Below are 23,674 nucleotides of genomic sequence, written 5' to 3' on the forward strand. Positions count from 1 at the left end.
CGTCCCGGGGTTATGCCGACCATGCGCTTCCGCCTTGCACTCTTGTCTGTTTTTGCCGTTGTTGTTTCAGCCTGCACCACCACCTCGGCGCCCACAAATCCGCTGCAGGAGCGCTGGAACGGGAAGTCGGCGGGTGAGTTTTTTGCAGCCTTCGGGCCGCCCAATTCGGACCGCAGCGGGCCGGGCGGCACCACCGTCAACACCTGGCGCGGCGGCTTCACCGGCGGCCGGTCCTGCTATGTGGAATTGATCGTCAACAAGGATTACACCATCAGAACGATCCGCGCCCTCGCCGACCGTCCCGGCACCAATGGCGGGCCGTCGCACTGCGAGAAGACGCTCGACGCGGATTGAGGATGTCTGTGGGTTATTTGGTCCACGCAACAGGGTGGCTGCTGGTTCAAGTTCCTGCATGCTTGTGGCCGAGACACTAATGCCCGTCATGCCGGGCCTGACCCGGCATCCAGCCAGCCCAAGTCCTTGGGCTAAAAGGGTCTATTGACCCGGCGGACGCCGGGTCGCTGGATCCCGGATCAAGTCCGGGATGACGGAGAGTGTGGAGGCGCTGCCTCAAGCGTCCCTATCCCAGCGGCGGAATATCGCCTCTGGCCCAGCGCTCTTGCGTCTCGGCTGAAAACGCCTCGAATGTCTGCGCCTCGATGGCGCCGCGGATGCCGGACATCAGGTCCTGATAGTAGCTCAGATTGTTCCAGGTGATCAGCATCATGCCGAGGATCTCGTTGGAACGGACCAGGTGATGCAGATAGGCGCGGGAATAGTCGCGCGCCGCCGGGCAGGAACTCTCCTCGTCGAGCGGGCGGTGGTCCTCGGCGTGGCGCGCATTCTTGAGGTTGATCTTGCCGTGGCGGGTGAAAGCAAGGCCATGGCGGCCGGCGCGGGTCGGCATCACGCAGTCGAACATGTCGATGCCGCGGCCCACCGATTTGAGGATGTCGTCAGGCGTGCCGACACCCATCAAATAGCGCGGCTTCTCCACCGGCAGCGCCGGACAGGTGACATCGAGCATGTCGAGCATCACCTCCTGCGGCTCGCCCACGGCCAGCCCGCCGACCGCATAGCCTTTCAGGTCAAGCGCGGTGAGCCCCCCCGCCGAGCGCTCGCGCAGCTTCGGGATATCGCCGCCCTGGACAATGCCGAACATCGCCTTGCCGGGCTGGTCGCCGAAGGCAACCCTGCAGCGCTCGGCCCAGCGCAATGACATTTCCATGGCGCGCTCGATCTCGCTCTCGCTCGCCGGCAGCCGCACGCATTCATCGAGCTGCATCTGGATGTCGGAGCCGAGCAGGCCCTGGATTTCGATCGAGCGCTCCGGGCTCATCTCGTGGCGCGAGCCGTCGATGTGGGACTGGAAGGTGACGCCGTGCTCGGTGATCTTGCGCAGCGCGGACAGCGACATCACCTGAAAGCCGCCAGAATCGGTCAGGATCGGGCCGTCCCAGCGGGCAAAATGATGCAACCCGCCAAGCCGCGCCACACGCTCGGCGCCGGGGCGCAGCATCAGGTGATAGGTGTTGCCCAGAATGATGTCGGCGCCCAGATCGCGCACCTGGTCCATATACATCGCCTTGACCGTGCCGCCGGTGCCCACGGGCATGAAGGCCGGTGTGCGGATCGTGCCGCGCGGCATTGAGATCTCGCCGCGCCGCGCCTTGCCGTCGGTGGCCTTGAGCTTGAACTGGAAGGTGTCAGTCATCGCTGGTCGCTCCGGAACAACAGGCTGGAATCGCCATAGGAATAGAAGCGGTAGCCGGTCTCAATCGCGTGGTCATAGGCGGCGCGCATGGTCTCGAGCCCGCAAAAGGCCGAAACCAGCATGAACAGCGTCGAGCGCGGAAGGTGAAAATTGGTCATCAGCACGTCGACGGCGCGAAACCGGTAGCCGGGCGTGATGAAGATGTCGGTCGGGCCGGACCAGGGCTGAATCGTGCCGTTTTCGTCCGCCGCGCTTTCGAGCAAACGCAATGAGGTGGTGCCGACCGAGACGATGCGTCCGCCACTGGCCCGCACCTGGTTGAGCGCTGCCGCGGTCTCGGCGCTGACATGGCCGATCTCCGAATGCATCCTGTGTTCTGCGGTGTCATCGGCCTTGACCGGCAGAAAGGTGCCCGCCCCCACATGCAGCGTGACGAAATGCCGGACGATGCCGCGCGCATCAAGGCTCGCAAACAGCGCATCGGTGAAATGCAGCCCCGCAGTGGGGGCAGCAACCGCGCCATCCTCGCGGGCATAGATGGTCTGATAATCCTTGCGGTCCTGCGCGTCCTCGCCGCGTTTGGAGGCGATGTAGGGCGGCAGCGGAATGTGGCCGGTGGCCATGATCGCCTCGTCAAGCGCGGGACCGGAGAGATCGAAGATCAGCTCGATCTCGCCGCCCTCGCCGCGCTCCCCCGCCGTGGCATCGAGCACGCCCTGGAGGCAGGCAGAGCCATCACCGCCAAAAGACAGCCGGTCGCCGGGCTTGATCCGCTTGCCGGGGCGCACAAAGGCCTTCCAGCGGTCCGGGCCCGACCGCATGTGCAAAGTTGCGGAAACACGGACCTGATTGTCACCGCGATTGCGAAACCCTTCAAGCTGCGCCGGGATCACGCGTGTGTCGTTGAACACCAGCGCGTCGCCCGGTTGAAGCTGTGCCGCGAGATCGCGCACAATGGCGTCGGAAAGCCCACCATCCGGGGCCACGCACAGCATTCTGGCACTGTCACGCGGGCTTGCGGGCCTCAGCGCGATGCTCTCATCGGGAAGGTGGAAATCGAAAAGGTCAACGCGCATAAGTGCGCCTCATAAAAAACGCGCGGAATTCACATGGCCTGAAGCCGTCGAATCCCGCGCGTATCCGTGACTTAGGCCTTGGCGTCAGCCGCAACCTTCATCGAGACAATCTTGTCGGGATCGACCACGGGCTCGCCGCGCTTGATCTTGTCAACATTGTCCATGCCTTCCATCACCTGGCCCCAGACCGTGTATTGACGGTTGAGGAAGCCGGCGTCGTCAAAGCAGATGAAGAACTGCGAGTTGGCAGAATTGGGATCCTGGGCGCGGGCCATCGAGCAGGTGCCGCGGCCATGGTTCATGTTGGAGAACTCGGCCTTCAGGTCCGGCTTGTCCGAGCCACCCATGCCGGCGCGGCGCGGGTCGAAGGACGCGCCGTCCGACTTGCCGAACTTGACGTCGCCGGTCTGGGCCATGAAACCCTCGATCACGCGGTGAAACACCACACCATCATAGGCGCCTTCGCGGGCAAGTTCCTTGATCCGCGCAACGTGGCCGGGCGCGAGATCGGGCAGCATCTCGATGGTGATGGTGCCTTGCGTGGTTTCCACGATGAGCGTGTTTTCGGGATCCTTGATCTCCGCCATGGGGTGTCTCCTGTTTTTATCGATTGGAATGTGTCGTCAGCCGCCGGAGCGGACCTTGATCATGCGGTCCGGATCAGTCACGGCGCCATTGGTGTTGGGGTTGCCGCGCTTGATCTGGTCAACATGCTCCATGCCTTCAACCACGGTACCCACAACGGTGTACTGACCATTGAGAAAATCGCCATCAGCAAACATGATGAAGAACTGCGAATTGGCGGAATTGGGGTTCTGCGACCGCGCCATGCCCACCGTGCCGCGCACGAAAGGCTTGTCGGAAAATTCGGCCGCCAGATCCGGTTGCGAAGACCCGCCCATGCCTGCGCGGCGGGGCGCGAAACCATCTTCCATGTCGCCGAACTGGACATCGCCGGTCTGGGCCATGAAGCCCTCGATCACCCGGTGAAAGGCAACATTGTCATACTCGCCGGCATCGGCAAGCGCCTTGAGCCGAGCGGCGTGGTTCGGTGCCACGTCATCGGCAAGCTCGATGACCACATCACCGGTCTTGAGCGTGATGGTCAGCTGCTCGGCTGCCGTTGCAAGGCTCGGAAAGGCCAGAGAGAGAGCGAGAAGTGCTGCGGGAAGAAAACGAAACGAAGGCATGAGAGCTCCGGGAGATTTTGGACGGCCGGACCAAGCCAGTCCGGCGGCATCCGTTTGACATACTGCCGGGCGCTTTGCAACGCCGCGGCGTGAGGCCAGCTGGTCAACTGCCGGCTTGGGGTGCTTGTAGCCTCTATGTGGTGCCTGCTGCGGCAAAGTCCATCGGACAGATAAGGATTCAGGCCTCGGCGATACGCGCGGCGAGTGCCTTTTGCACGAGTTCGGGCACAAACGGGCTGACATCACCGCCCATCTTGGCGATCTGGCGCACAAGCGTGGCGGTGATATGGCGGGTTTGAGGAAAAGCGGGTGCGAACACGGTGGTGATGTCGGGCGCCATGGCGCGGTTCATCCCGGCCATCTGCATTTCATAGTCGAGATCGGTGCCGTCCCGCAAACCGCGAACCAGAACCGTGGCGCCGGCCTGAGATGCAGCATCGATCACAAGTCCATCGAAGGAAATGACCGTAACTGTCTCGAAGCGTAGAGGAAATTCCGACTGAACGACATGCGAGATCATGCTGGCGCGTTCATCGAAGGAAAACAACGGCGCCTTGCCCGGATGCACCCCGATGCCAATGACCAGCTCATCGCAAAGCGCCAGCGCCTGCTCAAGCACATCAATGTGACCATTGGTCATCGGGTCGAAGGACCCTGGATAAAACGCTGTACGCATTGCAATCTTCCCTTTGCCTGGCGTTTTGTCACGCCAGACGGGCCGCTTCAAGGGATGATTGCTTTGAACTGAAGTTGCAGAGCGGAAAATACGGCCAGGAACAGGGAGGTAAGAGCCCTGAAAACGCGGTCCGTTTCCTAGAAATCGGCCGTTGTCAGCCGGATCAGCGATTTGTGGGTTCGCTGATAGGCCTTGAGCGCAGCGGCCTGGATCTGCTTTCGGTTCTGGTCGAAGGCATCAAGATACTTGGTGTCCGCAGAGCGCGACAGCCCGGCAAGACGTTCCAGTGCAGGCGCTTCAAGCACAAAACGCACTTCCATGACGCCATCATAGCCCGAAAACCGGAAGGTTCCGGCGTCTTCGTCGAAACTGCGCATTTCGTTGGGGAATGCGATCATTGTGCGGACCGCAATCGGGCAGAAGAGAGTGAACTCATTTCTTGCCCTTCTTCTGAAACGGGTTGGTTTCGAGTTGCTTGACCGCTGAACCCGGTTCAGCCTGAACCTTAGCAGCTGTCTTGTCTTTCTTGGGTTTGCGGACTTCCCGGTTGGATCTCATTTGACCTTTGGCCATGTCTTTTCCTCGGCAGAATATGCCGCCTCGACCAAAACAGATCGAAGCTCAGGTTACGTTGGATGCTTCAAGCCCCGGCGCCGCTTGCGCCAGGATGCCGTTTCACCGGCCCGTCTGGGCCCGAGTCTCGGCCTGGCTAGTCGTCCATGCCGGGAGCGATCAGTTCGAGATTGCTGCCCTGTTCAACGCGCTCATGGCCTTGCTCTTCATTGCGGATCCGGTACTGCGGCCTGCCGCTGTTGTCAGGCAACCGCAGCTCGACCGTAAACTCGGTCGGCGTACGCGGTGACAGACCCACTCTGGATTGGAGTGAAACCCGTTGACCCTTGGTGAAGATGCTTCTGGCCATATCGTCAGTCCTTTGCTTGCCGTAGGGATGCCCACGCCCTGGCGTCAAACGCCATTTCTGGATGCATGGTCGAGGAACAAGCGGAAAGTCTGGTAGCTGCGGATCGACAAGGCGGCAGCACGCTTGGGTGCGAACGACAGATCAATGCGCCACAATTGCGGTTTATGCAAGGCGCAGGCGCCGCAATCATGTGCCAAGACATTTGCCGGGCCGTGCTGAAACTCCCATCAGATCCAGAGGTTTGAGATTTCCTCCATCCCTGCCCGCAGACGTGCAATAATGAAAGACGTGCCACACTGGAAACGGGCATTCATCGCGCTGTTGGGGCGAAGCTATCGTTTCAGGGCCTTTTACGGGTTGTCCCGCGGTCTGGGCAGTGTCTTTCAATCTCTCCAAAGCAAGGCGGCTGCATGCTCATCAGGTTCGGTTTCGAAATCATGGTTGATTGCCCGGCGCCGGTGCCGATGCTGCTGGCGCTTTCGACCCACACGGAATTCAACGGACGGCTGATCGGTTCGGACTATGTCCGCTCGACCAGCATGACTCCGATCTCCTCCTATGTGGACAGATACGGCAACAGGATCTCGCGCGCCGTCGCCGACACCGGAAGAACGACCTTCTGGTCCGATTGCGTCGCCGAAGTCAGCGGCGCGCCCGATCATGTGCCGAGTTTCGCAATCCAGCACCGGATCGAGGACCTGCCCAGCGACACGCTCACCTTCCTGACCGCAAGCCGCTATTGCGATTCCGACAGTCTGGGCAATTTCGCCTGGGCCAATTTCGGCAACACCCAGGAAGGCTGGCCGCGGGTGCAGGCGATCTGCAATTTTGTGCACAACCACGTCACCTTCGGCTACAAGTTCGGCCGCCCCGACAAGACCGCCCGCGATGTGCTGGAGGAGAAATCCGGCGTCTGCCGTGACTTCGCGCATCTGAGCGTCAGCCTATGCCGCGCCATGAACATTCCCGCGCGCTATGCCAGCGGCTATCTCGGCGATATCGGCGTACCCGATTCAGGCTTCGATGATTTCTGCGCCTGGTTCGAGGTGTTTCTTGGCGGCAGCTGGCACACCGTGGATGCACGCTACAATGTTCCCCGAATCGGGCGGATCCTGATGGTTCGCGGCTCCGACGCATCGGATGTGGCGATGATCACCTCTTTCGGGGCCTATCAGCTCTCCTCCTTCCGGGTCTGGACCACTCTGCTCGAAGACGGCACCAGCGATCAGGATATCCATGCGATGTTTGCGTCCCTGCCCGCGCCCCGTCCCGGTGGTCCGGACTTCGGCCTTGCCGTCCCCGGTGCCGTGCACCTTTTCTGAGCCTGCCCGCCCGGTGCCCACCGGCTGGCGGCTGGCGGCTGGGAAAAAAACCGGGCATTTCGCGCGTTCAGCTTCCGTTCAGACTGGTTTTGCTTAAATCGCATCATCCGAACGAAAACGGACGAAAGGACACCGACATGACACTTGCTCTGGCAGCTCTCGCCTTCACCATCGCGCTTCTCTTCAGCGGCCTGGTCTTGGGCGCCATGCGCGAAGCAATGCCGGTCCGCTCGCGCCAACCAGACCTGCATGGCCGGCGTGATGCCGCTCCGTTTGCCCGCAGGTCCCATTTCTGACGTTCTGAAGTTACGCCTGACCTCCTCCTCCAAGGCGGCCCTGCCCGGATCCCTGTCCCGGGCAGGGCTTTTTTGTCAGTGGGACATGGCCTTGCCGGTCGCCACGATCCGGATCCGGTGACCATCGGGATCGGCAGCCACGAAGGTGTGCCCGAACGGCATCTCCATCGGCTCCACCAGAACCGGTATGCCCCTGGCGCGCCAGTCGCTGTGCAGGCCATCGAGATTGTCCTTGTCCTTGACATCAAAGGACACCTCGCTGGCCCCGGGCTGCCCGGTCCCACCCTGAGCCGCATCATCGGCCAGCCACAAGCCGAGCATCACTGTCTCGTTGAGCGGCAGCATGGCAAAACCGGGGCTTGATTCCACAACCGGCTTGCCGAGCAACCCGGAATAGAAGTCGGCACTGGCCAACGGATTGGCCACATGCAGCAGCACGAAATCGAAATTCATCATTTTGTCTCTCCGTCCATTGGTAAAAGCGATGACCTTTTGGCCACCCGGAAAGACTACAATTTAATGCTGTCAGAATTTGTCAGCATAAGAAAACACTTCACTCCCGGCGTTTTCTCAGATGCGCCCCCTCCTTCTCCTGCCATTGTTTCATCAGCACCGCGCGTCTTTGCGGATAGCCATTGGCCTCGACCTTAAGGCCGAGGATCCGGTCTGCCCGGAAATGCCGAAAATCATTGCGCAATTCGCACCAGGCCACAATCACGCGGGCCTGATCGAAAAAGGCCAGAGCGACAGGCCAGATCACCCGGTCGGTGCAGTTTCCGTTCACATCGGCATAGGAGATGGTCAGCTTGCGCTGGCGGCGGATGGCGTCGCGAATGGCCGGCAGTTCGCTCTCGCCGGCCGCTAGCGGCGCGCCCGGCCCAACAATGAGGGTGGATTCATCAAGCCCAGCCTTGAGATCCGGCGGCAGCACCGCGGCGATCTTGGTCAGCGCATTGCGCGCCGCCGCCCCCAGTGGCTGGTCGGTGCGCTCGGCCACCCAGCGCGAACCGAGCACAAGCGCCTCGATCTCGTCCTCGGAGAACATCAGCGGCGGCAACATGAAGCCGGGCTTGAGCACAAAGCCAACCCCCGCCTCTCCGTCAATCGCCGCGCCTTGGGCTTTCAGGGCTTCGATGTCGCGGTAGATGGTCCGGAGCGACACGCCCAGCTCATCGGCGAGCGCAGCCCCGCTGACCGGATGCTTGTAGCGGCGGAACACTTGCAGGAGATCAAGAAGACGGGCGGCGCGGGACAAATCGGGCTCCGGGACAGGGTGACGGTGGGCGAGTGTAACACGGCTGCTGCCAGAATGTGGCAGGATGGGGAGGAAGTTTTCGAGGGGCAACAGTATCGGCCTTCGGCGGCAAAGAGATTCGTCATACACCACAATTGTGCACGGACAGGTGGCAGCTTTCGGCCCTGAGCGGACCTTGGTGTCACCTGCAGCGAACGACTGCAATGAGCCCACTTTACCGTATTTTGGTAGTGCAGCTAAGGTCCGCTTTCGGGAATTGGACACAGTAGTCTCCGAAATTTCGAACCAAAGAGGCCTTCCTGCGAAAGTTCGGTCGGAGACAATGCCTTCAGACAGAGTTTCATTCGTCGTTTGCACCCAAGTTGAGATTTATTCGCACGAAATCCTGCTCGTTCCCAATTGAATTGACAGGCCTGCCGTCCAAGGTCTAGCGTTCCCTACTTTTGGTAACGCCGCCCAGTATTAGGATCCCAATATGCTCGAAGAAGCCAAGAAACGCACAGCAGCATTGCAGCAACGCATGAAAGATCAAGGCATCGAATGTGCCGTATTCACTGATGAAAGTTCGATGGCCTATTTGGCAGGGTTTTGGGGCTATCTCGGAATCGAATTTGGCAGGCCATCCATGGTTGTGGTCAAAGCGCAGGATGCGCCGATTGTCATCACGCCGTTGATGGAATCCGAGATGGTCGCAGAGATGACTTGGATTGAGGATGTCCGCGTTTGGGAAGACTTTGGCGAACGCACATGGGGGGCTGCACTCGGGCATGCATTGGGTAACAAACCGTCCGAGATTTGGATCGAGCGGAACACCATTGCTGCCATCGTGCGTAACTACATCGACGATACATATGGCGGCGTGCCGATCAAAGACATCTCGCCCGTATTGGGTGCCTTGCGCATGATTAAATCACCCTTCGAGATTGCAGTGATGAAAGAAGCAGGTCAGATCGCAGGGGCCATGATGGCTGCAGCACACGGCAGTCTAGCGGTCGGTATGCCAGAGTATGAAAGCGCGCTAGCAGTGATCCAGGCCGGATCGCGCAAGGCTGCGACCTTCCTCACAGACAAGGGATGGGACCGGTTTGTCTCTCCTATGATCCACAACCTTCAGATTTTGCAAAGCGGTAAGGATACTTCGATGGTTCACCGTCGTGCCTCGGTTAAACAATATGAACTGGCCGATCCCGTCTACTTCTGTTTCTGCAATATGGCTCAATTCAAACAATACAAGCTTGGCTTTGACCGCATGTTTCATGTGGGCGAGGTCAAAGACGATGCGGCCCGCGTGCAAGAAGCTGCGATTGAAGCGCAGCAAGCTGCCATTGCAGCGATCAGACCGGGTGTTCTGGCCCAAGACGTGGCGGCGGCTGCCAATGCTGTCTATGACGCGCGGGGATATGAGACGGGCTACCGCACAGGCCGCTCTATCGGTGTGGCCTATCTTGAAGCGCCGGAGCTTAAGGCGGGCGATAAGACGGTTTTGCAGACTGGCATGACCTTCGCAGTTGATGGGGGGATCTCAATTGATGGCGTGACAGCTGGTCGTATCGGCGACTCGATCGTCGTGACCGATACGGGGTTTGAATACATCACCAACTACCCACGCGAATTACTAGTCACGGAAGGCTAGAAGTGGGTGATCTCTTTCGCCTCGCAGTAGGTCAGTCTCCCGCAGAGCTTGCGACCCCCGAGGCCCGTCTTGAATGGCTGCGCGACGTATTGCCTGAGGTCGCTTCCAAGCAAACAGATTTGCTTTTGCTGCCAGAGCTGTTTGCGACTGGCTATAACATCGGTGACCAGATCGCTGCGCAGGCAGAACCTGCGGACGGGCAAACGGGGCAAACGATTGCAGCACTGGCAAAAGCGTATGGCGTAGCGATCCATTACGGTTTCGCCGAAGCTGTTGGGGAAGACATATTCAACACAGCGCAATGTTTCGGACCCGATGGTGCGCGCCTTGGCGGGCATCGAAAACTGGCTATCCCGCCGGGATTTGAGGCAGATCATTTCAAGCATGGGGAAGGCTGTAGCTTGTTCAGCTATCGGGGCCTGCAGATCGCCACTCTTATTTGCTACGACGCGGAATTCCCTGAAACCACACGCCACGTGGCCGCTATGGGGGCGGAACTGATATTGGTTCCTACAGCCCTTGGAGCGCAATGGGGCTGGGTTTCTCATACAATGATCCCGACGCGCGCATATGAGAATGGTGTATTTCTTGCCTATGCCAACAGCGCAGGCATCGAGAACGGGATGCATTTTTTGGGACAAAGCTTCATCGCCGCGCCGAACGGGGAAGAACTTGCCCGCGCAGGCAGTTCACCAGAGCTTATTTACGCGGCAGTTGAGCACGGACGGGTGGCCGAAGCCCAGAGCCGCCTGCCGTATTTGACAGATCTAAAGATGCTGAAAGCAGCCATCTGTTAATTTTCAAAATTGGTCACTTTGTCTGCATAGCTGCCGTCGATGCGCACGTGCGGCGAATTCACACTCCCCGACCAAACTCACCTTTCCCCAACTCACATCAGCCCAATACCACCGATTGCCCCATTGCCAGCCACCACCCACAGAAAAGCCGGGGATCCCTTCCCGGCTTTTTCAATCCCTAAATGCGGATCAATCAGCTCTGCGGCTCTTCGCCGGCTGAACTGGCATCAGGCGCCGGCGTTCCGTTAGCATCCGGCGCGGCATCAGCCACACCTTCAACTGTTTCACCCTCGACACCCTCTTCCAACTCCTCGTCGGACTCCGGTTCGTTGATCCGGTCGACCGAGACGACGCGCTCGTCCTTGGCGGTGTTGAAGATGGTCACGCCCTTGGTGGCGCGGCTGGCCATGCGGATGCCGCCGACCGGGACGCGGATCACCTGGCCGCCATCCGACACCATCATGATCTGGTCGCCCGGCTCCACCGGGAAGGCGGCGATCAACGGACCGATTTCACCGGTCTTGGAGGTGTCGGTGGCGCGGATACCCTTGCCGCCGCGGCCCGAGATGCGGAACTCGTAGCTCGAGGAACGCTTGCCGTAACCCTTTTCCGACACGGTCAGAATGAACTGCTCGCGCGCCTTGAGCTCGGCGTAACGCTCATCGGAGAGCTCGCCGTCTTCGACAGCATCCTCGCCGACCAGTGCGACCTCCTCGACATCGCCCTCTTCACCGATCGCGGCACGCCGCTCGGCCATGGCGCGCTTGAGATAGGCCGCGCGCTCGGAAGCTTCGGCATCCACGTGGTGGACGATGGTCATCGAGATGATCGTGTCGCCCTGACCAAGATTGATGCCGCGCACACCGACCGAGTTGCGGCCCGCAAACACCCGCACATCATCGACCGAGAAGCGGATGCACTGGCCCAGAGCCGTGGTCAGCAGCACGTCGTCAAGCTCGTTGCAGGTCTCGACATTGAGGATCTCGTCGCCATCGCTGTCGAGCTTCATGGCGATCTTGCCATTGCGGTTGACCTGCACGAAGTCCGAGAGCTTGTTGCGCCGCACAGTGCCGCGCTTGGTGGAGAACATCACATCGAGTTCGCCGCAGCTGGTTTCGTCTTCCGGCAACGGCATGATCGAGGTGATCCGCTCGCCCTTTTCAAGCGGCAGCATGTTGATCAGCGCCTTGCCGCGCGAGGTCGGCGTGCCGATCGGCAGGCGCCAGACCTTTTCCTTGTAGACAATGCCGCGCGAGGAGAAGAACAACACCGGCGTATGGGTGTTGGCGACGAACAGCCTTGTGACGAAATCCTCGTCCTTGGTGGCCATGCCCGAGCGGCCCTTGCCGCCGCGGCGCTGCGCCCGGTAGGTGGCGAGCGGCACCCGCTTGATGTAGCCCGCATGACTCACGGTCACGACCATGTCTTCGCGGGCAATCAGGTCTTCATCGTCCATGTCCGGACCGCCCTCGGCGATCACGGTGCGCCGCGGCACGCCGAACTCGTCACGCACGGCAATCAGCTCGTCCTTGACGATCTGCTGAACACGGATGCGTGAGCCCAGGATCTCAAGGAAATCCTTGATCTCCTCGCCGATCTTGCCGAGTTCATCGCCGATTTCGTCGCGGCCGAGTGCTGTCAGGCGGGCAAGACGCAGTTCCAGAATAGCCCGGGCCTGCTCCTCGGAGAGATTGTAGGTCCCGTCCTCATTGATGCGGTGGCGCGGATCGTCGATCAGCCGGATCAGCACCTCGACATCCATCGCCGGCCAGCGCCTTGTCATCAACTGTTCGCGTGCCGTCGCGGGATCCGGCGCCTTGCGGATCAGCGCAATGACTTCATCGATGTTGGCAACCGCAATCGCCAGACCGACCAACACATGTGCGCGCTCGCGCGCCTTGCGCAGCAGGTACTTGGTGCGCCGCGTGATCACATCCTCGCGGAACGACACGAACGCCTTGAGCATGTCGATGAGGTTCATCAACTCCGGCTTGCCGCCATTGAGCGCCACCATGTTGACCCCGAAGGAGGACTGCAGCGGCGTGTAGCGGTAGAGCTGGTTGATGATCACATCGGCATTGGCATCGCGCTTGAGCTCGATCACCACCCGGTAGCCTTGGCGGTCGGATTCGTCACGCAGATCGGAAATGCCCTCGATGCGCTTGTCGCGCACCAGCTCCGCCATCTTCTCGATCATCGACGATTTGTTCACCTGATAGGGAACCTCGGTGATGATGATGGCCTCGCGGTCATTGCGCATCGGCTCGACATGAACCTTGCCGCGCATGATCACCGAACCGCGGCCGGTCTCGAACGCCTGGCGGATTCCGGCCTGGCCCAGAATGATGCCCGAGGTCGGAAAATCCGGGCCGGGAATGATCTGCATCAGCTCGAGGAGATCAATCGACGGATTGTCCATGATCGCCATGCAGCCATTGACCACCTCGACCAGATTGTGCGGCGGAATGTTGGTGGCCATACCAACCGCAATACCACCCGCGCCATTGACCAAGAGGTTGGGAAAGCGCGCCGGCAGCACCTTCGGCTCGCGGCCGGAGGAATCATAGGTCTCCTGGAAATCGACAGTGTCCTTGTCGATGTCCTCGATCATCTCATGCGCTAGCTTGGCCAGCCGGGACTCGGTGTAACGCATGGCGGCCGGCGGATCGCCGTCGATCGAGCCGAAATTGCCCTGTCCGTCAATCAGCATGGCACCCATCGACCAGTGCTGCGCCATGCGCACCATGGCGTCATAGATCGACTGGTCGCCATGCGGGTGATATTTACCCATGACGTCACCGACGATGCGCGACGACTTCACATATTTGCGGTTCCAGTGGTAGCCGCCCTCATGCATGGCATGCAGGATTCGGCGGTGTACAGGCTTCAACCCGTCGCGCACATCAGGCAGCGCACGGCTGACGATCACGCTCATCGCGTAATCAAGATAGGAGCGCTGCATTTCCTCGATGATGGAAACCGGCTCGATGCCCGGAGTGATCGGCCCGGAAGGTGTTTTCTGGTCTGTCAAAGCGGTCCACGACAATTGGATGGAATCATTGCGGTCTTATAGCCCAAAGCCGCCGCCACCGCCAATTTTGACAAGCCCATTTGACCACACAAAACCACTTTCTCCACCGTTGCGGTCCGGATTAGGGGTTTCGGTGCCACAAGCAGTGTCGTAAGCCTCGACAAACGACCTTTCTGCAAGGCTTTGGAGCCCGCCATGAGCGCCGATCTTCTCATCAACGCCTTCATCACCATCATCGTGATGTACGACCCGCCCGGACTGGCGGCGATCTTTCTCGGGCTGACCCAGGGCATGACCCGCAGCCAGCGTATTCAGGTGGCCTTGCGCGGCACGGTAACCGGCGCGGGCATCCTCGCGGTCTTCGCCATCGCCGGAGCTAGCATTCTGGGCATACTCGGCATCTCGATCGGGGCTTTCCGCATTGCCGGCGGCATTCTGCTGTTCTGGATTGCCTTCGAAATGATTTTTGAAAAACGCCAGGAACGCCATGAAAAAAGTGCCGAAGTGGCGATCACCAAGGATCATATTTCCAATGTTGCGGTGTTTCCGTTGGCCATCCCGCTGATCGCCGGCCCGGGCGCGATTTCCGCCGTCATCCTGCTGGCCGGTTCGTTCTACGCCCCGGTGGAACGCTCGGCGCTGATCGGCGTGATCATCGCCGCGTCAATTGTGCTGTTTCTGACCCTGGTGATCGCCGAACGGCTCGATCAGTTCCTGGGCTCCACCGGCCGCACCATCCTGACCCGGCTGCTGGGCGTGGTGCTGGCAGCGCTTTCGGTGCAGTTCGTTGTCGACGGCATCAAACAGGTGTTCATCACCACCTGAGGCAAAACGCCGGAGACGCAAGACCATGGAACCTGAACAGCACCACGGCTTCGAGGCCGAGCTCTGGCTTTACCCCGGGGACAAGGCGGCATGGCATTTCATCACCGTGCCGGAAGACATCTCGCACAGCCTGCGGTTTTTCGCGGGCACAACACATGGCTTCGGATCGATCCGGGTGCGCGTCAGGATTGGCGACAGCCAATGGGCGACCTCGGTATTTCCGGACAAGAAATCAGGCTGCTACTTGCTGCCGGTCAAGGCGGCGATCCGCAAGGCCGAAGGCATAACCACTGGCGATACGGTCAGCGTCGAGCTGCGAACCGGCTAGTTCTCAAGATCGATTGTCAGCTCCGCCCCGCCCCAGCCATGCTCTTTGTCATGGGCGCGGATGATCACGGACTGAGTGCCGGCGGGGATCTCGATGCCTGACTGGCTCCGGGTGAAGGGCTGCTCGGTGTCGTGCGGATGAAACAGCACCCGTTCGCCAAGCACAGTGCCGTCTGCATCAAGCACCTGCCATTTGTCGGCATAGTGTTCCCACCCGGCATCATCATGGCGCACGGTGACGTCAAACCGGTAGGTTCCGTCGGCGCTCCTGGCATAGGTTGCCTCAAGCACGTCGGCCCCGCCGGCAAGAGCGGCGGACACGGACATGGCGCCACATCCGAACACAAGAATGCCCAACCACAGGGCTTTCAACGACTTCTGCTTGGGCGGCATTGCGCGGACAGATCGATCTGAGGCTTTTTTCATGGAGACATAATGGCCCTGACAGGGTCCGCAATGCCAATCACATTGCAGTGTGCAGGTTGAACCGGCACGCCTACTGTTCGGCCTGCCCCGGTCATGGACATGGCAGGCGCTTCATTCCGCGGCGGCATGGCCTTCGCGCAATTGCAGCAGATCCCACAGGTTTCCGTAGAGATCGCGGAACACGGCCACCATGCCGTAATCCGCGGTCTTGGGCTCACGTACGAACTCGACGCCTTCAGCGATCAGACGATTGTAGTCGCGCCAGAAATCATCGGTGCTGAGAAACAGGAACACCCGCCCGCCGGTCTGGTTGCCGACAAACGGCTCCTGCTCGGGCTTTGAGGCACGGGCCAGCACAATGCATGTGCCCTGCCCGCCCTTTGGCCGGACCACGACCCAACGCTTGTCCTGCTCGGGCTGATAGGTGTCTTCGAGGAGGTCGAAACCAAGGACGCCGCAATAGAATGCGATAGCTTCGTCATAGTCGCGGACCACGAGCGCCAGATGGGTGATCGATTGCTTCATTGATTTCAGCCCTTAACGTCAGTCTGTTTTCACCCCAACTTCAAATGCGAAGGCCCGCAAACACTCGGCTTGCGGGCCTTTGAAGTCAGTTCGTGACATTCAGAACGGGATGTCGTCGTCGAGATCGCGGGATCCGCCGCCACCGCCACCAAATCCACCGCCGCCACCGGACGGGCCGCGCCCGCCACCGCCGCCCGATGGGATCGAGCCGCCGCCGCCATAGTCACCGCCGCCAAAGTCACGGCCGCCACCGCCGCCGCCTTCACTGCGGCCGTCGAGCATGGTGAGATTGCCATTGAAACCCTGCAGCACTACTTCCGTGGAGTATTTGTCCTGACCCGACTGGTCGGTCCATTTGCGGGTCTGAAGCGCGCCCTCGATATAGACCTTCGAGCCCTTTTTCAGGTAGCTCTCGGCAATCTTGCACAGGCCTTCATTGAAGATTACGACCCGGTGCCATTCGGTCTTCTCGCGGCGCTCGCCGGAATTCTTGTCACGCCAGCTCTCCGAGGTCGCAATCGACAGATTGGCGATTGGCCGGCCGTCCTGGGTGCGCTTGATATCCGGGTCAGCGCCCAGATTGCCGATAAGAATGACCTTGTTGACGCTGCCCGCCATGATGCTTCACCTTCCAACACTGAAAGCGGCCTTGCGCCACCCTGTCCAAATCTGCGCGCACCTTACAGGATCACGTCCCGGCCCGTGAGGCGGGCGCGGACAATCCACAGGCCTTTTTCGTTCTTTATTTGTTCTAGTCTTCATGTCATCTTTTGTCAACAGATTCGCCGCCTGGCCACATTGGCTTTGCGGCGCATCTCGACATTGGGCAGCGGGTGGTTATGTATGAGGATTGAGCGCCGGTGGTGACAAGTGTGAGGCTGGATGCGTTTGAGACGGTGTCTCGGCAATCCGGCTCGTTTGCCCGGATCGGACATGCAAGACTGTAAAGCAATGCAAGACTGAAGAGACATGAGGACGGACGGGCACGGCGCTTTCGGGGCGACGGTGCCTCCTCCGGGAACAAATCGGCGGCGACATGACTGAACTGAAATCCATCACCATTCGCGGGGCCCGCGAACACAATCTCAAGAATGTCGATCTCGACCTGCCGCGCAACAGCCTGATCGTGATGACCGGCCTGTCGGGCTCGGGCAAGTCCTCGCTTGCCTTCGATACCATCTACGCCGAGGGCCAGCGCCGCTATGTCGAAAGCCTTTCGGCCTATGCGCGGCAGTTTCTCGAGATGATGCAGAAGCCCGATGTCGACCAGATCGACGGGCTGTCGCCGGCCATTTCCATCGAGCAGAAGACCACCAGCCGCAACCCGCGCTCGACCGTCGGCACGGTAACCGAAATCTATGATTACATGCGGCTGCTGTTCGCCCGCGTCGGCGTGCCCTATTCGCCGGCCACCGGGCTGCCGATCGAAAGCCAGACGGTCAGCCAGATGGTTGACCGGGTGCTGGCGCTCGAGGAAGGCACACGTCTGTATGTGCTGGCGCCGGTGGTGCGCGGCCGCAAAGGCGAATACCGCAAGGAACTCGCCGAGTTCATGAAGAAGGGCTACCAGCGGGTCAAGGTCGACGGCCAGTATTACGAAATCGCCGACGTGCCGCCGCTCGACAAGAAATACAAGCACGACATCGACATCGTCGTCGACCGCATCGTGGTGCGGCCCGATATCGCCGCGCGCCTGGCTGACAGCCTGGAGACCTGCCTGCGCCTGGCCGAGGGCCTGGCCATCGCCGAATTCGCCGACAAGCCATTGCCCGAAGCCGAAACCTCGGCCGGTGGTTCGGCCAACAAATCCTTGAACGAAACCCATGAGCGGATGCTGTTTTCGGAGAAATTCGCCTGCCCGGTCTCCGGCTTCACCATTTCGGAAATCGAGCCAAGGCTGTTTTCCTTCAACAACCCGCATGGTGCCTGCCCGACCTGCGATGGTCTGGGCACCCAGAAGAAGATCGACGATGCGCTGATCATTCCCGAGCCGCATCTTACCCTGCGCGCCGGCGCCATTGCGCCCTGGGCCAAATCCAGCTCGCCCTACTACACCCAGACACTGGAAGCGCTGGGCAAGCATTTCGGCTTCAAGCTGTCTGACCGCTGGGCCGACCTGCCGGAAAAGGGGCAGAACGCGATCCTGCGCGGCACCACCGACAAGGTCGCCTTCAAATATGATGACGGCCTGCGCTCCTACACCACCTCGAAGACCTTCGAGGGCATCATTCCCAATCTCGAGCGCCGCTGGAAGGAAACCGACAGCGCCTGGGCCCGCGAGGAAATCGAACGCTACATGTCCAACGCGCCGTGCCCCGGTTGCAGCGGTTACCGGCTCAAGCCCGAAGCCCGTGCGGTCAAGATCAATGGCTGCCACATCGGCGAGGTAACCGAGCTTTCGATCCGCAATGCCGGCGACTGGTTCGACGAACTGCCGGCCCTGCTCAATGACCAGCAGAACCAGATTGCCGTGCGCATCCTCAAGGAAATCCGCGACCGGCTGAAGTTCTTGAACGATGTCGGCCTCGACTATCTCACCCTGTCCCGCAATTCCGGTTCGCTCTCGGGCGGCGAAAGCCAGCGCATACGGCTTGCGTCGCAGATCGGGTCGGGCCTCACCGGCGTGCTCTATGTGCTCGACGAACCCTCCATCGGCCTGCACCAGCGCGACAATGCAAGGCTGCTCGAAACGCTCAAGCATCTCAGAGACATCGGCAACACGGTGATCGTGGTCGAGCATGACGAGGACGCCATCCTCACCGCCGATTACGTGGTCGATATCGGGCCGCATGCCGGCATCCATGGCGGTGAGATCATCGCCCAGGGCACGCCGGGTGACATCATGGCCAATCCGCGCTCGATCACCGGCAAGTATCTTTCCGGAGACCTCGCGGTCGAGGTGCCGGCCCAGCGCCGCAAGCCCGCCAAGAAGAAAGAACTCAAGGTCATCGGCGCCCGCGGCAACAATTTGAAGAATGTCACGGCCTCGGTGCCGCTCGGCGTCTTCACCGCGGTCACCGGCGTGTCCGGTGGCGGCAAATCCACCTTCCTGATCGAGACGCTCTACAAGGCCGCCGCCCGCCGGGTGATGGGATCGCGTGAAAACCCCGCCGATCATGACCGGATTGACGGCTTCGAGCACATCGACAAGGTGATCGACATCGACCAGTCCCCGATCGGCCGCACGCCGCGCTCGAACCCGGCCACCTACACCGGCGCCTTCACCCCGATCCGCGACTGGTTCGCCAATCTGCCCGAGGCCAAGGCGCGCGGTTATCAGCCGGGACGCTTCTCGTTCAACGTCAAGGGCGGCCGCTGCGAGGCCTGCCAGGGCGACGGCGTCATCAAGATCGAGATGCACTTCCTGCCCGATGTCTACGTCACCTGCGACGTCTGCCACGGCAAGCGCTACAACCGCGAAACGCTCGACGTCACCTTCAAGGGCAAGTCGATCGCCGACGTGCTCGACATGACGGTGGAGGAAGGCGTCGCGTTCTTTGCGGCCGTCCCCGCCGTGCGCGACAAGCTGCAGGCGCTGGAAGGCGTCGGCTTGGGCTACATCAAGGTCGGCCAGCAGGCCACCACGCTGTCGGGCGGCGAGGCCCAGCGCGTCAAGCTAGCCAAGGAGCTGTCGAAGCGCTCGACCGGGCGTACGCTCTACATTCTCGACGAACCGACGACGGGGCTGCATTTCCACGATGTCGCCAAGCTGCTCGAAGTGCTGCACGAACTGGTCGAGCAAGGCAATTCGGTGGTCGTGATCGAGCACAATCTCGAGGTCATCAAGACCGCCGACTGGGTGATCGACTTGGGCCCCGAGGGCGGCGATGGCGGCGGCGAGATCGTCGCCGAGGGCACGCCCGAAGACATCGTCAAGATCGAACGCAGCTACACCGGCCAGTTCCTCAAGGAACTGCTTGAGCGCCGGCCCGGAAGACGGGTGGAAGCGGCGGAGTGAGGACCGGCAATCAAGAGGCAAAGCGATGACTCAGCGCCCCGGCTACCACACCGTCACCCCTTACCTGGTCTGTCAGGACGCGTCAGGCGCGATCACCTGGTACGCGCAGCATTTCGGCGCGCAGGAGCTGTACCGGCTGGAGATGGCCGATGGCTCGATCGCCCATGCGGAGTTTCAGATCGGCGACAGCCGTTTCATGATCTCCGATGAAATTGTGGCGATGGGGATCCTCTCGCCCCAGTCTTTGGGAGGGTCACCGGTGTCACTCAATCTCTATGTTCCGGATTGCGATGCGACCTTCGAAGCCATGACCAAAGACGGCGCCGAACCTTTGTTTGAGGTCAAGGACCAGTTCCATGGTGACCGCTCCGGCAAGCTGCGCGATCCATTCGGCCATATCTGGCACATTTCAACCAACCGCGAACCCTGTGACGATGCCGAAATCGTCAAACGCTTCAATGCGATGGTATCGGGTGGATAAGAGCCGGACTTCCGGCCCACATTGATTTTGATGACGTGAACGTTTGACAGGATACGAGCGAATGACGACTTCTGGAACAATCCGCACCGGCATCGGCGGCTGGGTGTTCGAGCCATGGAACGAGAGTTTCTATCCGCCGAAACTGCCCAAGACGCGGCAGTTGCAACATGCAGGCAGCCAGCTGCGCGCCATCGAGGTCAACGGCACCTATTACGGCAGCCAGAAACCGGCGACATTCGCCAAATGGGCAGCCGATGTGCCGGACGGTTTCGTGTTTTCGCTGAAAGCCAGCCGCTACTGCACCAACCGCAAGGTGCTGGCCGAGGCCGGGCCGTCGATCACAAAGTTTCTCAATCAGGGCATTGCCGAGCTCGGCGACCGGTTGGGGCCGATCCTCTGGCAGTTCATGCCGACCAAGAAATTCGAGCCGGATGATTTCGCGGCCTTTCTCGCGCTGCTTCCGTCCGAGCAGGACGGCATAACGCTGCGCCACGTTGTCGAGGCCCGGCACGAGAGTTTCTGCACACCGGAGTTCATCGGGCTGCTCGCCAAGCACAATGTCGCCGCGGTCTGCGCCGATCATGAGACCTATCCGATGGTCGCCGATGTGACTTCGGATTTTGTCTATGCCCGGCTGCAGCGCGGCTCCGATGATGTGCCGACCTGTTATCCCGCTGAAGACATTGATCTTTGGGCCAACCGGCTGCGGACCTATGCGGATGGCTCCGCGCCCTCCGATCTGAGCTTGATCGCCCCAGACCGGACTGCCGAAAAACAGCCGCGCGACGTGTTTGCCTTCTTTATCACCGGCGGCAAGGTCAACGCGCCTGCCGGTGCGATGGCGCTGCAAAAGCTGCTCTGACGCAACAGCAGCTTGAAATACACTCTTGAGCACGAGCAACTTCTGTCCTTAGCCGGCAGCCCTAACGGCCTGCAGAGCGAGACTGTGTTGTCTTTGCGAGAAAAGCAGGCACCGCCAGTCAATCACACGGCAGAGACTTGACACTCGCCGCAAGCTCCTCGGCCGTCATCCCGGCGCCAGCCCGTCTGCCCGCGTCTCCATGAAGAGCAACGCTCGCACATCCCGCCTCGAAGGCCGGCATACCCTGTGCCAGCAAACCACCTGCGATACCGGCCAGCACATCGCCGGATCCAGCGGTCGCGAGCCAGGAGGGCGCATCGGAATTGACGGCGGCCCGTCCATCTGGTCCCGCAATCACCGTATCGGGCCCCTTGTAGATGACCACCGCATTGAGAAGCTGCGCCGCAGCCCGGGCCCTGTCGACCTTCGACAGGCTCTCATCACCGGCGAGAACGGGAAACAGCCGCCGGAACTCACCTTCATGCGGCGTAACCATCAACCGGACGTCCCCGTCAAACAGTTTGCCGAGGTCATCCACGCGGCCCGCAAAGGCCGTCAGACCATCAGCATCAAGCACGACCGGCCGGCCCGATTTCGCAAGCAGGCCGCAAAAGCCTCGGGCTTTTTCCAGATCTCCAAAACCCGGGCCGAGCACGAAGCCTGAAAGCCTGTCGTCCTCAAGCCAGTCTGAAAGTGTCTCTTCATCCCCGATCGAGCGCTGCATGATCGCCGTGAGATGCGCGGCCTGGGCCATGACGGCTCCCGGAGGCGTGGCCAGGCTGACAAGCCCTGCCCCGGCACGCAAGCCCGCCATGGCGGCAAGCCGCGCCGCACCGCCCGAGATCAGCGGACCGGACAACACCACCAGATGCCCGCGGCTGTATTTGTGCTGTTGCGCCGACATAGTCGGCAGCTGGTTCCGGTACAGCTCCTCGTGATTGCGCCACACGGGATCGTCAGAAACGATCAACCGCGCCGGAATGCCGATGTCGCAAAGATGCATTTCACCGCACAGCGCCCTGCCCGGCATCAGCACATGCCCCGGCTTGAGCGCCGCGAATGTGACTGTATGCGCAGCCTGGAAACACGGGCCTGTCGGCGCACCCGTGCGGCCTGACAGGCCTGAAGGCAGATCGACGGAAACCACCGGTGTATCGGCATTGCGGACACGGTCAATCAACGCGGCAATCTCCGGCCCGGCCGGCCGGTCAAGCCCCGCGCCAAACAGCGCATCAACAACCACATCGCCAGCTTCGGGATGCCAGTCATCCAGCGCCCGCAACGGCAAATCACACTCGGCATCGGCCCGCGCGGCATCCCCGCCCTTTTTCGGAGGAACTCCACAGCGGATCACCGGCACACCGCTCTGAGAAAGAAGGCGAGCAGCCACGTGGCCATCACCACCATTGTTGCCGGGACCGCACAGCACGACGGCGCGCCGAATGTCGGGGTAGTGTGCGAGAACGCAGGCCGCAACATGCGCCCCGGCAGCCTGCATCAAGCCGTAGCCATCTACCCCGCTGGCGACCGCGGCAGCGTCAATTCGGCCCATGGCGGAGGGCGTAACAAGCAAGGCGTGATCAATGGCCATGCGCTTTCGTGGCACCACGGGCCAGCAGCGTCAAGAGACAGTCTTGCCTGAGCCAAAGGCGAAAACCGAACTGCCAATGGACCCAAAATGGCTAATATTTGCGCTTTTTGGTCATTTTTTAAGCGGCTCGGGCTGCACAATTTTTCACCAAACCCGCACTATTCAGCCCCGGCGGCGGCGCAGACCGCATCGAGAAATTTCCGAAACCTACCGCACAAGCGGCTTCAAAGCGCTTTTGCTCCATGTTTTCCGGCAAAGCACCAACCCCACCGAAGGAATTTGCAGGCATTTTACGAAATTTTCGCCATTTGGCACGGCACATGCATCAGAGATCGCGAGTGGGCTCAGGTGCATGCGTCGCCGCCCGCTTTCACGAGACAATGCGGAGATATGGTTCTCATGAAAAAGATCGAAGCAATCATCAAGCCGTTCAAGCTCGACGAGGTGAAGGAAGCTCTTCAGGAAGTTGGCCTGCAGGGCATCACGGTAACGGAAGCCAAGGGCTTTGGCCGTCAGAAGGGTCATACGGAACTGTACCGCGGCGCCGAATATGTCGTGGACTTTCTGCCCAAGGTTAAGGTCGAAATCGTTCTGGCCGATGAGACTGCGGATGCTGCAATCGAAGCCATTCGCAATGCCGCCCAGACTGGCCGCATCGGTGACGGCAAGATCTTTGTCTCCAATGTGGAGGAAGTCATCCGCATTCGTACCGGTGAAACTGGCAACGACGCCATCTAACCACTGTGCCCGGCTTTCGCCGCGCACCC

At 60.7% G+C, this 23,674-nt stretch carries 27 protein-coding genes; 12 read left to right on the top strand and 15 right to left on the bottom strand.

All coding sequences use genetic code 11. The features are described 5' to 3' along the window. The first annotated feature begins 21 nt into the window (after positions 1-21). Entirely contained in the window at positions 22-354 is a 333-nt protein-coding gene (locus HPDFL43_RS11150; RefSeq protein WP_040450102.1) for a hypothetical protein, read from the top strand. A gap of 226 nt (positions 355-580) precedes the next feature. On the opposite strand, the gene tgt is transcribed toward HPDFL43_RS11150, so the two are convergent. The 8 genes from tgt to HPDFL43_RS11185 all read right to left on the bottom strand — a co-directional run bounded on the left by tgt (position 581) and on the right by HPDFL43_RS11185 (position 5,578). After that, the gene (gene tgt, locus HPDFL43_RS11155; protein WP_007197439.1) at positions 581-1,714 is read right to left on the bottom strand and encodes a tRNA guanosine(34) transglycosylase Tgt; all 1,134 of its coding nucleotides are present in this window, start codon (positions 1,712-1,714) and stop codon (positions 581-583) included. Further along, positions 1,711-2,790, bottom strand: coding sequence for a tRNA preQ1(34) S-adenosylmethionine ribosyltransferase-isomerase QueA (gene queA / locus HPDFL43_RS11160; protein WP_007197440.1), 1,080 nt, complete (start codon positions 2,788-2,790; stop codon positions 1,711-1,713). Before queA ends, tgt begins: the two co-directional genes overlap by 4 nt. 71 nt (positions 2,791-2,861) lie before the next feature. Further along, positions 2,862-3,377 (bottom strand): peptidylprolyl isomerase, encoded by a 516-nt coding sequence (locus tag HPDFL43_RS11165; protein ID WP_007197441.1) that lies wholly within the window; start codon positions 3,375-3,377, stop codon positions 2,862-2,864. A gap of 36 nt (positions 3,378-3,413) precedes the next feature. Next, positions 3,414-3,980, bottom strand: coding sequence for a peptidylprolyl isomerase (locus HPDFL43_RS11170; protein ID WP_007197442.1), 567 nt, complete (start codon positions 3,978-3,980; stop codon positions 3,414-3,416). 178 nt (positions 3,981-4,158) lie between these two features. Further along, positions 4,159-4,656 carry a pantetheine-phosphate adenylyltransferase gene (coaD, locus tag HPDFL43_RS11175; RefSeq protein ID WP_040450103.1) on the bottom strand — a complete coding sequence of 166 codons (498 nt, stop codon included), beginning with the start codon at positions 4,654-4,656 and terminating at the stop codon, positions 4,159-4,161. A 137-nt stretch (positions 4,657-4,793) separates the two neighbouring features. Further along, positions 4,794-5,054, bottom strand: coding sequence for a DUF1488 family protein (locus HPDFL43_RS11180; RefSeq protein WP_007197444.1), 261 nt, complete (start codon positions 5,052-5,054; stop codon positions 4,794-4,796). Between the two features lie 34 nt (positions 5,055-5,088). After that, a complete protein-coding gene (locus HPDFL43_RS22120) occupies positions 5,089-5,229 on the bottom strand; it encodes a hypothetical protein (protein WP_007197445.1) in 141 nt (46 codons plus the stop codon). Positions 5,230-5,365: 136 nt separating this feature from the next. Next, entirely contained in the window at positions 5,366-5,578 is a 213-nt protein-coding gene (locus HPDFL43_RS11185; RefSeq protein ID WP_007197446.1) for a hypothetical protein, read from the bottom strand. Between the two features lie 410 nt (positions 5,579-5,988). Here HPDFL43_RS11185 and HPDFL43_RS11190 point away from each other — a divergent pair, with 410 nt between their 5' ends. Both HPDFL43_RS11190 and HPDFL43_RS11195 read left to right on the top strand, forming a co-directional pair. Beyond that, a complete protein-coding gene (locus HPDFL43_RS11190) occupies positions 5,989-6,900 on the top strand; it encodes a transglutaminase-like domain-containing protein (protein WP_007197447.1) in 912 nt (303 codons plus the stop codon). A 137-nt stretch (positions 6,901-7,037) separates the two neighbouring features. After that, positions 7,038-7,196 (top strand): hypothetical protein, encoded by a 159-nt coding sequence (locus tag HPDFL43_RS11195; RefSeq protein WP_007197448.1) that lies wholly within the window; start codon positions 7,038-7,040, stop codon positions 7,194-7,196. 75 nt (positions 7,197-7,271) lie between these two features. Here the strand turns inward: HPDFL43_RS11195 and HPDFL43_RS11200 are convergent, their stop codons facing one another. Both HPDFL43_RS11200 and HPDFL43_RS11205 read right to left on the bottom strand, forming a co-directional pair. Next, a complete protein-coding gene (locus HPDFL43_RS11200; RefSeq protein ID WP_007197449.1) occupies positions 7,272-7,652 on the bottom strand; it encodes a VOC family protein in 381 nt (126 codons plus the stop codon). Positions 7,653-7,749: 97 nt separating this feature from the next. Next, positions 7,750-8,451 carry a helix-turn-helix transcriptional regulator gene (locus tag HPDFL43_RS11205; protein WP_040449202.1) on the bottom strand — a complete coding sequence of 234 codons (702 nt, stop codon included), beginning with the start codon at positions 8,449-8,451 and terminating at the stop codon, positions 7,750-7,752. Positions 8,452-8,926: 475 nt separating this feature from the next. Here HPDFL43_RS11205 and HPDFL43_RS11210 point away from each other — a divergent pair, with 475 nt between their 5' ends. Then, positions 8,927-10,084 (top strand): M24 family metallopeptidase, encoded by a 1,158-nt coding sequence (locus tag HPDFL43_RS11210; RefSeq protein ID WP_007197452.1) that lies wholly within the window; start codon positions 8,927-8,929, stop codon positions 10,082-10,084. A 2-nt stretch (positions 10,085-10,086) separates the two neighbouring features. Continuing rightward, on the top strand, positions 10,087-10,881 hold the full coding sequence (locus HPDFL43_RS11215; RefSeq protein WP_040449203.1) for a carbon-nitrogen hydrolase family protein: 795 nt from the start codon (positions 10,087-10,089) through the stop codon (positions 10,879-10,881). Between the two features lie 193 nt (positions 10,882-11,074). Here HPDFL43_RS11215 and gyrA read toward each other — a convergent pair whose 3' ends face one another. After that, complete coding sequence (gene gyrA, locus HPDFL43_RS11220) at positions 11,075-13,912, bottom strand: DNA gyrase subunit A (protein ID WP_007197456.1); 2,838 nt, start codon at positions 13,910-13,912, stop codon at positions 11,075-11,077. 195 nt (positions 13,913-14,107) lie between these two features. Between gyrA and HPDFL43_RS11225 the strand changes: the two genes are divergently transcribed. Both HPDFL43_RS11225 and HPDFL43_RS11230 read left to right on the top strand, forming a co-directional pair. Next, positions 14,108-14,737 carry a MarC family protein gene (locus HPDFL43_RS11225; protein WP_007197457.1) on the top strand — a complete coding sequence of 210 codons (630 nt, stop codon included), beginning with the start codon at positions 14,108-14,110 and terminating at the stop codon, positions 14,735-14,737. A gap of 25 nt (positions 14,738-14,762) precedes the next feature. Further along, positions 14,763-15,065 (top strand): DUF1905 domain-containing protein, encoded by a 303-nt coding sequence (locus tag HPDFL43_RS11230; protein WP_007197458.1) that lies wholly within the window; start codon positions 14,763-14,765, stop codon positions 15,063-15,065. On the opposite strand, the gene HPDFL43_RS11235 is transcribed toward HPDFL43_RS11230, so the two are convergent. From HPDFL43_RS11235 to HPDFL43_RS11245, 3 genes are all read right to left on the bottom strand, one after another. After that, positions 15,062-15,391 (bottom strand): hypothetical protein, encoded by a 330-nt coding sequence (locus tag HPDFL43_RS11235; protein ID WP_052093296.1) that lies wholly within the window; start codon positions 15,389-15,391, stop codon positions 15,062-15,064. The genes HPDFL43_RS11230 and HPDFL43_RS11235 overlap by 4 nt on opposite strands. Before the next feature lie 210 nt (positions 15,392-15,601). Next, positions 15,602-16,015 (bottom strand): VOC family protein, encoded by a 414-nt coding sequence (locus tag HPDFL43_RS11240; RefSeq protein ID WP_007197460.1) that lies wholly within the window; start codon positions 16,013-16,015, stop codon positions 15,602-15,604. Positions 16,016-16,114: 99 nt separating this feature from the next. Next, entirely contained in the window at positions 16,115-16,633 is a 519-nt protein-coding gene (locus HPDFL43_RS11245; protein ID WP_007197461.1) for a single-stranded DNA-binding protein, read from the bottom strand. Between the two features lie 418 nt (positions 16,634-17,051). Between HPDFL43_RS11245 and uvrA the strand changes: the two genes are divergently transcribed. The 3 genes from uvrA (at position 17,052) to HPDFL43_RS11260 (ending at position 21,316) form a co-directional block, all read left to right on the top strand. Further along, complete coding sequence (gene uvrA / locus HPDFL43_RS11250; protein WP_007197462.1) at positions 17,052-19,973, top strand: excinuclease ABC subunit UvrA; 2,922 nt, start codon at positions 17,052-17,054, stop codon at positions 19,971-19,973. Between the two features lie 25 nt (positions 19,974-19,998). After that, positions 19,999-20,454 (top strand): VOC family protein, encoded by a 456-nt coding sequence (locus tag HPDFL43_RS11255; protein WP_007197463.1) that lies wholly within the window; start codon positions 19,999-20,001, stop codon positions 20,452-20,454. Between the two features lie 61 nt (positions 20,455-20,515). Then, entirely contained in the window at positions 20,516-21,316 is an 801-nt protein-coding gene (locus HPDFL43_RS11260) for a DUF72 domain-containing protein (RefSeq protein ID WP_007197464.1), read from the top strand. Between the two features lie 118 nt (positions 21,317-21,434). On the opposite strand, the gene HPDFL43_RS11265 is transcribed toward HPDFL43_RS11260, so the two are convergent. Further along, entirely contained in the window at positions 21,435-22,907 is a 1,473-nt protein-coding gene (locus HPDFL43_RS11265; RefSeq protein ID WP_007197465.1) for a bifunctional ADP-dependent NAD(P)H-hydrate dehydratase/NAD(P)H-hydrate epimerase, read from the bottom strand. Between HPDFL43_RS11265 and HPDFL43_RS21965 the strand changes: the two genes are divergently transcribed. Together HPDFL43_RS21965 and HPDFL43_RS11270 are read left to right on the top strand one after the other, a co-directional pair. Then, on the top strand, positions 22,900-23,310 hold the full coding sequence (locus tag HPDFL43_RS21965) for a hypothetical protein (RefSeq protein ID WP_156970260.1): 411 nt from the start codon (positions 22,900-22,902) through the stop codon (positions 23,308-23,310). The two genes, HPDFL43_RS11265 and HPDFL43_RS21965, sit on opposite strands and share 8 nt — an antisense overlap. Further along, the gene (locus tag HPDFL43_RS11270; RefSeq protein WP_007197466.1) at positions 23,307-23,645 is read left to right on the top strand and encodes a P-II family nitrogen regulator; all 339 of its coding nucleotides are present in this window, start codon (positions 23,307-23,309) and stop codon (positions 23,643-23,645) included. The genes HPDFL43_RS21965 and HPDFL43_RS11270 overlap by 4 nt, the downstream gene beginning before the upstream one ends. Positions 23,646-23,674 lie beyond the last annotated feature (29 nt).

It is taken from the genome of Hoeflea phototrophica DFL-43, from assembly GCF_000154705.2.
Taxonomy (GTDB): domain Bacteria; phylum Pseudomonadota; class Alphaproteobacteria; order Rhizobiales; family Rhizobiaceae; genus Hoeflea; species Hoeflea phototrophica.

Excerpts from the sequence above, each read along its gene's own strand:
- HPDFL43_RS11260 (WP_007197464.1), top strand. The coding sequence starts at position 20,516 with ATGACGACTTCTGGAACAATCCGCACCGGCATCGGCGGCTGGGTGTTC.
- HPDFL43_RS22120 (WP_007197445.1), bottom strand. The coding sequence starts at position 5,229 with ATGGCCAAAGGTCAAATGAGATCCAACCGGGAAGTCCGCAAACCCAAG.
- HPDFL43_RS11230 (WP_007197458.1), top strand. The coding sequence starts at position 14,763 with ATGGAACCTGAACAGCACCACGGCTTCGAGGCCGAGCTCTGGCTTTAC.
- HPDFL43_RS11200 (WP_007197449.1), bottom strand. The coding sequence starts at position 7,652 with ATGATGAATTTCGATTTCGTGCTGCTGCATGTGGCCAATCCGTTGGCC.
- HPDFL43_RS11210 (WP_007197452.1), top strand. The coding sequence starts at position 8,927 with ATGCTCGAAGAAGCCAAGAAACGCACAGCAGCATTGCAGCAACGCATG.
- tgt (WP_007197439.1), bottom strand. The coding sequence starts at position 1,714 with ATGACTGACACCTTCCAGTTCAAGCTCAAGGCCACCGACGGCAAGGCG.
- HPDFL43_RS11165 (WP_007197441.1), bottom strand. The coding sequence starts at position 3,377 with ATGGCGGAGATCAAGGATCCCGAAAACACGCTCATCGTGGAAACCACG.
- HPDFL43_RS11170 (WP_007197442.1), bottom strand. The coding sequence starts at position 3,980 with ATGCCTTCGTTTCGTTTTCTTCCCGCAGCACTTCTCGCTCTCTCTCTG.
- HPDFL43_RS11265 (WP_007197465.1), bottom strand. The coding sequence starts at position 22,907 with ATGGCCATTGATCACGCCTTGCTTGTTACGCCCTCCGCCATGGGCCGA.
- HPDFL43_RS11245 (WP_007197461.1), bottom strand. The coding sequence starts at position 16,633 with ATGGCGGGCAGCGTCAACAAGGTCATTCTTATCGGCAATCTGGGCGCT.
- HPDFL43_RS11190 (WP_007197447.1), top strand. The coding sequence starts at position 5,989 with ATGCTCATCAGGTTCGGTTTCGAAATCATGGTTGATTGCCCGGCGCCG.
- uvrA (WP_007197462.1), top strand. The coding sequence starts at position 17,052 with ATGACTGAACTGAAATCCATCACCATTCGCGGGGCCCGCGAACACAAT.
- coaD (WP_040450103.1), bottom strand. The coding sequence starts at position 4,656 with ATGCGTACAGCGTTTTATCCAGGGTCCTTCGACCCGATGACCAATGGT.
- HPDFL43_RS11240 (WP_007197460.1), bottom strand. The coding sequence starts at position 16,015 with ATGAAGCAATCGATCACCCATCTGGCGCTCGTGGTCCGCGACTATGAC.
- HPDFL43_RS11195 (WP_007197448.1), top strand. The coding sequence starts at position 7,038 with ATGACACTTGCTCTGGCAGCTCTCGCCTTCACCATCGCGCTTCTCTTC.
- HPDFL43_RS11255 (WP_007197463.1), top strand. The coding sequence starts at position 19,999 with ATGACTCAGCGCCCCGGCTACCACACCGTCACCCCTTACCTGGTCTGT.
- HPDFL43_RS11270 (WP_007197466.1), top strand. The coding sequence starts at position 23,307 with ATGAAAAAGATCGAAGCAATCATCAAGCCGTTCAAGCTCGACGAGGTG.
- HPDFL43_RS11150 (WP_040450102.1), top strand. The coding sequence starts at position 22 with ATGCGCTTCCGCCTTGCACTCTTGTCTGTTTTTGCCGTTGTTGTTTCA.
- HPDFL43_RS11185 (WP_007197446.1), bottom strand. The coding sequence starts at position 5,578 with ATGGCCAGAAGCATCTTCACCAAGGGTCAACGGGTTTCACTCCAATCC.
- queA (WP_007197440.1), bottom strand. The coding sequence starts at position 2,790 with ATGCGCGTTGACCTTTTCGATTTCCACCTTCCCGATGAGAGCATCGCG.
- HPDFL43_RS11235 (WP_052093296.1), bottom strand. The coding sequence starts at position 15,391 with ATGTCCGTGTCCGCCGCTCTTGCCGGCGGGGCCGACGTGCTTGAGGCA.
- HPDFL43_RS11180 (WP_007197444.1), bottom strand. The coding sequence starts at position 5,054 with ATGATCGCATTCCCCAACGAAATGCGCAGTTTCGACGAAGACGCCGGA.
- HPDFL43_RS21965 (WP_156970260.1), top strand. The coding sequence starts at position 22,900 with ATGGCCATGCGCTTTCGTGGCACCACGGGCCAGCAGCGTCAAGAGACA.
- HPDFL43_RS11225 (WP_007197457.1), top strand. The coding sequence starts at position 14,108 with ATGAGCGCCGATCTTCTCATCAACGCCTTCATCACCATCATCGTGATG.